The following is a 6,648-nucleotide window of genomic DNA, read 5'->3' as shown; positions in this document are numbered from 1 at the left end:
ATAAAAAATTCCTCCAAGATTCATTAGGTAGTTTGTAATTGGAAGCAACGTAGCTATTTCTAAAACAATCCCGAGAAGCAAGTAAGTAGAAAAGTAAGAATTAGCGAAAAATAAGATCAGAAGTGTGAATACAACAAACATGAAAATTGCTTTTTTCAATAAAGGTGGGCGTTTTTCTGGTTCAATGGGATTAATAGCTGTACCTCTTGATCCATAGCGAAGCAATAATAAAAAGCAGCTGACTAATAAAAAGACCATCCATGGGAAGGAGACAGTCAATTCAAAATGTTTCATCAGAAGTGGAACGCCCCACAAATAAAGCAAAGTCCAAAGTAGGCAGACAAATTCAGAATCAGAGTGAAGTCCATACGCATATCTACGAATGCAGATATAGGAAAGAAAAGTTATTCCTGTTTCGCTCCATGAGCCAGTCGCTAAAGCAAAGACTAGCACAACTGCTAATTTTCCTAGGTTGTTCATCAGCACCTCAAGAGCAAACTTAACTTGGATATAAACCATATCTTCTTCTGTTTTTTCACCACTGAATAATGTCTCCAATAATTTGTTCACAACTTTATTTTTCATCTAACGTACCTCCGACTAATATTCTATGTCAAAAAGGGTCAAAATAGAGTTTTGATTCATAAAAGGTTGTTTTGGGGTCAAAATCGTAAAAATAATACTCCCTTTTTTGAATGGATGGACAGTCCACTTTTTCACAGAGAGACCAAAAAATGAACAGTTTTGACATGAAAAGAACCGTTTAGGAGTTTATTGTGTTATTTCTTCAATTTTGTGGTAAATATTTAATAGCCTTTAGAAAAGGTTTGGGAGGGATTTTTTATGGAAAATGAACAATTATTTGAAGTTGGAGAGACATATGCATTTAAATCCGATTTATTTGGTGCGCCTGTTAAAGGAGAAATTGAGAAGGTTTACGAAAATAGTGTAATGATTCGTGTAATCAATTGTGCGACGGAAGATAACGATACTGCGCACAACCTTCAATGGCAACTGGTGGTTCGGAAATCAAGTGCTGTGACAGAATGAAAAATAAATCAATAATGGAAGAATAGACTGATATTCGTGAGCAAATAAAACGAAGCAATCAGTCTATTTTTGTTATTAAAGATTTAACAATGATACTTTTATTTCTCTGATCAGCGTAGTAGAATGAAAAACGTATCGAACATACATAACGTTTGTGTCATGTGAAACAGATGTAAAATAAGGATAAGTTTCGGCCGTGGTCGATAACTCAAAAAAGAAAGGTGGCAAACAAACATGATTATAGTAGCTGGTACGATCGGTGCAGGAAAGAGTACACTCACAGAAATGCTTGCGCGAAACTTAGAAACGAAACCATTCTATGAAAATGTAGAGGATAATGAGGTACTGCCACTTTTTTATTCAAATCCAGATAAGTATGCTTTTCTATTGCAAATTTTCTTTCTAAATAAACGATTCATGGCAATCAAAGATGCGTTCAGCCATGATGATAATGTGTTAGATCGTTCAATCTACGAAGATAGCCTACTGTTCCATTTAAATGCAGATCTAGGCAGAGTCACTCAAGAGGAAGTCGCGCAATATCAAGGATTGCTTGAAACAATGCTCAAAGAATTAGAAGCTGTTGCCCCACCAAAAAAGCCGGATCTGTTAGTCTACATCCGTGTTTCCTTTGAAACGATGTTAGCACGTATCAAAAAAAGAGGACGAATCTACGAACAACTAGAACAAGACCCTGAGTTATATGCGTATTATCAAGAGTTGAATCGCCGTTATGAAGAATGGTATGAAAGTTTTGATATCTGTCCAAAAATGGTGATCGACGGGGATAAATATGATTTTGTCGAAGACCCATCCGCAGGGGAAGAAATCGTTCGTTTGATTAATCAGCACACCAAAAAAATAGAAGAAAGAGCGTTAGAAATGCCCGCTCGTTACACAACAGATCGTGAAAAGGTGAGAGGAATCTTTTCATAAGAAAAATATGAGGTGTCAGTCACTTAACAAGGGACTCACATCTCATATTTTTATTTTTTTACTATGAAAGGATTTTGACGATAAAAGTGCCAAAGTTGAACGCTTTGGGTAATTGCAATGATCAAAAATAAAACAGAGACTAATAAAATGGAGAACATATTGAATAAATGATGAAAAAAGACTTGAACGATTGCGCCTGCGATAAATGCAAGTACCACTGTAAGAAAATGGATGAATCGATCAAATTCTGCTTTTTCTCTTGTTACCCAATAGTCGTAGAGATTCGTTGCTACCCCTTTTAAGTTTCCTGTTGTGAATAGATTCGTGTAGGCACGTCCATCGATTTTGTCAAAGGCAAGCCATTGGATTGCAGCGGTGAAAGCAATCATGATTGTTACAAGTGCAGGATGAGCATTGATCGAGGGCAGACTGACTAGGAAAAAGATCACTGCTTCACAATAGAGAACAAACAGTCGCCAAAAGTGCTTTTCTTTTTTCTGGAAATAGTTGATCAGGAATTTAGTAAGTAAAATACCCAAAAAGAAAAACAGCGTAGAAAGAACCTTTTTGCCGACACTTAGCCATTCCCCATCGAAACTTTGGATAATCGCCAAAACGATATTGCCGGTTTGAGCTGAAGCAAAAGCATTGTATTGGATATAAGTGTAACTATCCATAGCACCGCCAATAAAGGTTAGCAAAAGACCAATCGTACGTCCTTCGTGGAATGAAGTATTCATTTTTATTTCACCTTCAACTGAGATATATTTTCTTTACTATCTTACCACATCATTCTTTTATTTTTCGGAAATATTAAAGATTATTTTCAGAAAAAAATCTACTCGCTAAAGCCGTTTTATTTTTGCGTAAGGTCTGTTAGTATAAAGGAAACGAATCAGAACTTAAATGAACAGAAAGATGGGAAAAGCTATCAATCAAGGAAACGAAAAAGAAATTCTTCGTTTGCAAAGAGAACTCAAACATTGGGAAAAAAAGTACAGCAAGCTCCAACAAATTTTCCGGATGCAAGAAGAAATCATTGCAAGTTATGAGGCAGCATATGGCGAAGCTCCAGGCCTGATCGACGAAGAAAAAGAAGATAATGGAAGCCATTCATTTTTCGATATGATGGAAAAACGTTCGTATAATCGATTTAATCAAGAACAAAAAGCGGCAATCACCTACAACATGGAGAAAAATTTGCGGATTATTGCTGGAGCCGGAAGTGGCAAGACGCAGACGATTTGTGCAAAGGCCGTTTACTTGATGACACAAGAACAAGTAGAAGAGCAACGGATATTGATGATTACTTTTACAAGGAATGCGGCAAATGAATTAAAAAAACGGGTAGATAATTTTAGTCAATGTAAGACTAATGTGCATATCGGCACATTTCACAGCATTTTTTTCCGTTTGTACAATGACATCCAAAGACGTTTTCCTGAAATAACGGCAACAGGGATACAAGGGGAATTTTCTAAAGATACTTCTTATAAAATCAATGGTATACTCCAACAGCTGATCCGCAAGTATAATCTATATGCATTTGATCAGTCGGGAGAAAAAACGATTTCGGCAAGATTGGATTATTGGCAGAATATGAATTTGTCGATTGAGGAAATCGTTGAAGTGATCCAGGACAAATTTGACTCGCTTGAACAAAAAGCAACAAAACCGATTTCTGAGCGAATGAAGTATCTCATGTCTGAACTCCAAGAACAAAAAAAAGAACAGAAGCTATTTGAATTCAATGATGTGTTGCAAAATTTAAAATCTGCACTACAAGATGAAGCAGTTAGACGATATGTCGGTGAAAAATATGATTACCTATTTATCGATGAATTTCAAGACACGAATCCATTGCAATGGGAAATCGTACGTTTGATCACGAAAGATAGCCATATCAAGTTGATCGTAGTCGGGGATGATGATCAAAGTATCTATGGATTTAGAGGGTCAGAGCCTTCTTATATCAAAAATTTTGATCAAGAGTACCCCACAAAGACCCTGTTTTTACTGACTAATTATCGTTCCCGCGCTGCAATCGTTCAAGGTGCGAATCGATTGATCACATTCAATAAGAACGATCGCATTCCCAAAGCAATGGTTCCAGCACAAAAAGAAGCTGGTATTATGAGTGCTCTGTCTTTTGAAAATACACAAACTGAAAGTAAATGGATCATCAAACAGATCCAGTCCTTTATAAAAAGCAATGGGAAGTATAAAGAGTCGATCGTGTTATATCGTTCGTTATCACAAACGCAACAGTTAGTCCAAGACCTCCTACAAACAGAAATTCCATTTGTATTGGAAGCAGATGGGCAATATGAAGGAGTATTTAGTATACGGACTTTTCAACAGTTTTACCAGAAATTAGTACTTTGGTACGAAGCGCCTACGCAGCAGAAAAAAAATCATGCGTATAAGCAGTTATTGCATCAGCTAATGATGAACTGCTATCTGAAAAGAGCTGAATGTGATTTCTTTTTTTCAAATGAGAATAAGAAAAAAGATATCATAAACTATCTCTTGGCAGTGAGACCTAATATGAAATCAAAGGAAAAAGAACTACGCTCTTTTATTGGAGAAATCAACGCTCTTGAAAAAAATGAGAACCATAAGATTGAATCATTGATAAAAGGTTTTCTAAAATTGCTGAAACCTGCTAAAGAAATGGATGGTACGGAAAAAGAATGGTTGTCCGAGACTATCAAAAAATATCCGACACTGACTCAACTAATGGGCTTAGAGAAAGAAATACAAGTACTAGCAAAGCAATTAAAAATCCGCCTGACTGCTTATCGTCAAGGAAAACTGGATGCATTGTGCATCCAAAGCATTCATCGAAGTAAAGGATTGAGCTATCGGAATGTCTTTTTGATTGGTTGCAATGAAGGACTGATCCCTTATAATGGAGCAACTGAAAAAAATGCTTTAAGCAACAAACAGATAAAGGCAGAGCATCTAACTACTATAGAAGAAGAACGACGCCTCTTTTATGTGGCGATGACAAGAGCAAGGAATCGACTGTATCTGTGTATTCCTTTGATGAAGGGAACACGTCGATTAAAACCCTCAAGATTTATTAGAGAAACTGGTTGTAAAATTAAAAAACAATCGATATATAACTGAAAAGAGCAAGAATATAAATTTTTTTGTTTATATTCTTGCTCTTTTCTTTATTTTTATAAAAAAAGATTATAACTAAATAATAATAGAAAATGCTGATATACCAAGCTTTCTAGAGATATAGATTACTAAAGGTAAAAAAAATCATGAATTTTATAGCTAATAATTGGTATTTTTTATGAGATTCGGTTAGAATGGGATTATAATTAAAAAGGAGTGAGAAAATGATAAAAGTATACACTTCACCTAGCTGTACTTCCTGCAGAAAGACTCGCGCAAGGTTGCAAGCTAATCGATTAGATTTTGAAGAGAAAAATATTTTTGCCGACCCGATAACAGAGAGTGAAATCCGTGAAATTCTTGCAGCTACTGAAGGAGGAGTTGAAGATATTATTTCTACTCGCTCAAAAATATATGAAAAGTTGGCTATCGATTTTAATGAATTGTCCTTGAAGCAAATGATCGTTCTCTTCAAAGAATATCCATCATTGCTAAGAAGACCGATCTTAATAGATGAAAAAAGAATATTGATTGGATTCAATGAAGATGAGATTCGTTCATTTGTTCCAAGAGAGATCCGCTCCGTCGCGCGTAATTTGATCTATATGCAGAACAGTATTTTCAGCTAAAAAGGAGGGACCTTGTGAGGATGAAAGTGAAAATCTACGGTTCACTGCATTGTGTGACGTGCCTAAAAGCCAAGAATTGGTTAGAATCCAATCAACTGACGTATCAGTTCATTGATTTGGAACAACAGGAATTAACCATGACCGAAGCAGAAGAGTTATGTAACTTTGATGAAATGCACGCTGAACAATTATTCGTCACTTGGTCGGAAGCCTTTAAAGATATTCAAGTGGATTTAACTTCGATCAGCAAAAAACAATTAGCTCTATTGTGTAAACAATATAAGGAGCTGTTGAGACGACCTTTGATTATTATTGATGAAGTTCTATTTGTTGGATACAACGAACAACTAATGGAACAATTGATTTTAAGTGAATAGTAAAAACGAAGAGGAATAGATACTATTTAGAGGAAGTGGCAACTGCTCATTTCCTTTTTTTGTTGGGAAGAAGAGGAGAGTACCTAAATTGAGTATAAATTTGTATTGACATGTGCAAATTTACATGATATATTCATTTCTGTTGTTTTTATTAGACTTTTTCTTTTTTGAAACGTTCAAAAAAACAATGAAAAAAGTTCTTGACGTGTGGGTGACCACATGATAAGATAACTAAGTCGTTTAAAAAGAACCTATTGGAAAGCTTGATCCAATCAAGAAAAACTTCAAAAAAGTTCTTGACAAATAACAAAAGATAAGTTATGATATACGAGTTGCTGAAAGATTTCTAAAAAATGAAATCGAAAATAACTTTTAAAAAACAGTTGACATTCACTTGTCACTCTGATATGATATAAAAGTTGCTACGGCAATTCAAGTAGACCTTTGAAAACTGAACAAAGTAAGACAAACCAAATGTGTAGGGCGTCTTGATTGATTCAAGACAACAAACATTTTTAACAAGCAAA

The 6,648-nt window shown here is 35.3% G+C and carries 7 protein-coding genes; 5 read left to right on the top strand and 2 right to left on the bottom strand.

The window, feature by feature from the left end:
- Nucleotides 1-585: accessory gene regulator B family protein (locus tag ED2_RS13910; RefSeq protein ID WP_060789902.1), on the bottom strand; the 585-nt coding region annotated here is incomplete at its 3' end.
- Nucleotides 586-843: 258 nt separating this feature from the next.
- On the opposite strand from ED2_RS13910, the gene ED2_RS13905 reads away from it, so the two are divergent.
- Together ED2_RS13905 and ED2_RS13900 are read left to right on the top strand one after the other, a co-directional pair.
- Nucleotides 844-1,050, top strand: coding sequence for a hypothetical protein (locus ED2_RS13905; protein ID WP_005877501.1), 207 nt, complete (start codon nt 844-846; stop codon nt 1,048-1,050).
- Between the two features lie 234 nt (nt 1,051-1,284).
- Nucleotides 1,285-1,986: a deoxynucleoside kinase gene (locus ED2_RS13900; protein WP_005877504.1), complete on the top strand. Its 702-nt coding sequence runs from the start codon at nt 1,285-1,287 to the stop codon at nt 1,984-1,986.
- Between the two features lie 50 nt (nt 1,987-2,036).
- Here ED2_RS13900 and ED2_RS13895 read toward each other — a convergent pair whose 3' ends face one another.
- On the bottom strand, nt 2,037-2,726 hold the full coding sequence (locus ED2_RS13895) for a YoaK family protein (protein WP_016177865.1): 690 nt from the start codon (nt 2,724-2,726) through the stop codon (nt 2,037-2,039).
- A 178-nt stretch (nt 2,727-2,904) separates the two neighbouring features.
- Here ED2_RS13895 and ED2_RS13890 point away from each other — a divergent pair, with 178 nt between their 5' ends.
- The 3 genes from ED2_RS13890 (at nt 2,905) to ED2_RS13880 (ending at nt 6,121) form a co-directional block, all read left to right on the top strand.
- Nucleotides 2,905-5,118: an ATP-dependent helicase gene (locus tag ED2_RS13890; RefSeq protein ID WP_016177866.1), complete on the top strand. Its 2,214-nt coding sequence runs from the start codon at nt 2,905-2,907 to the stop codon at nt 5,116-5,118.
- A gap of 221 nt (nt 5,119-5,339) precedes the next feature.
- Entirely contained in the window at nt 5,340-5,744 is a 405-nt protein-coding gene (locus ED2_RS13885) for a Spx/MgsR family RNA polymerase-binding regulatory protein (RefSeq protein ID WP_016177867.1), read from the top strand.
- 20 nt (nt 5,745-5,764) lie between these two features.
- Nucleotides 5,765-6,121: an ArsC/Spx/MgsR family protein gene (locus tag ED2_RS13880; protein WP_005877513.1), complete on the top strand. Its 357-nt coding sequence runs from the start codon at nt 5,765-5,767 to the stop codon at nt 6,119-6,121.
- The last annotated feature ends 527 nt before the right edge of the window (nt 6,122-6,648 follow it).

Origin of the sequence: Enterococcus durans NBRC 100479 = LMG 10746, assembly GCF_001544215.1 — a bacterium.
Lineage (GTDB): Bacteria > Bacillota > Bacilli > Lactobacillales > Enterococcaceae > Enterococcus_B > Enterococcus_B durans.
Note: the sequence above shows the minus strand (reverse complement) of the source record. Positions and strands in the feature narration are given on the sequence as shown.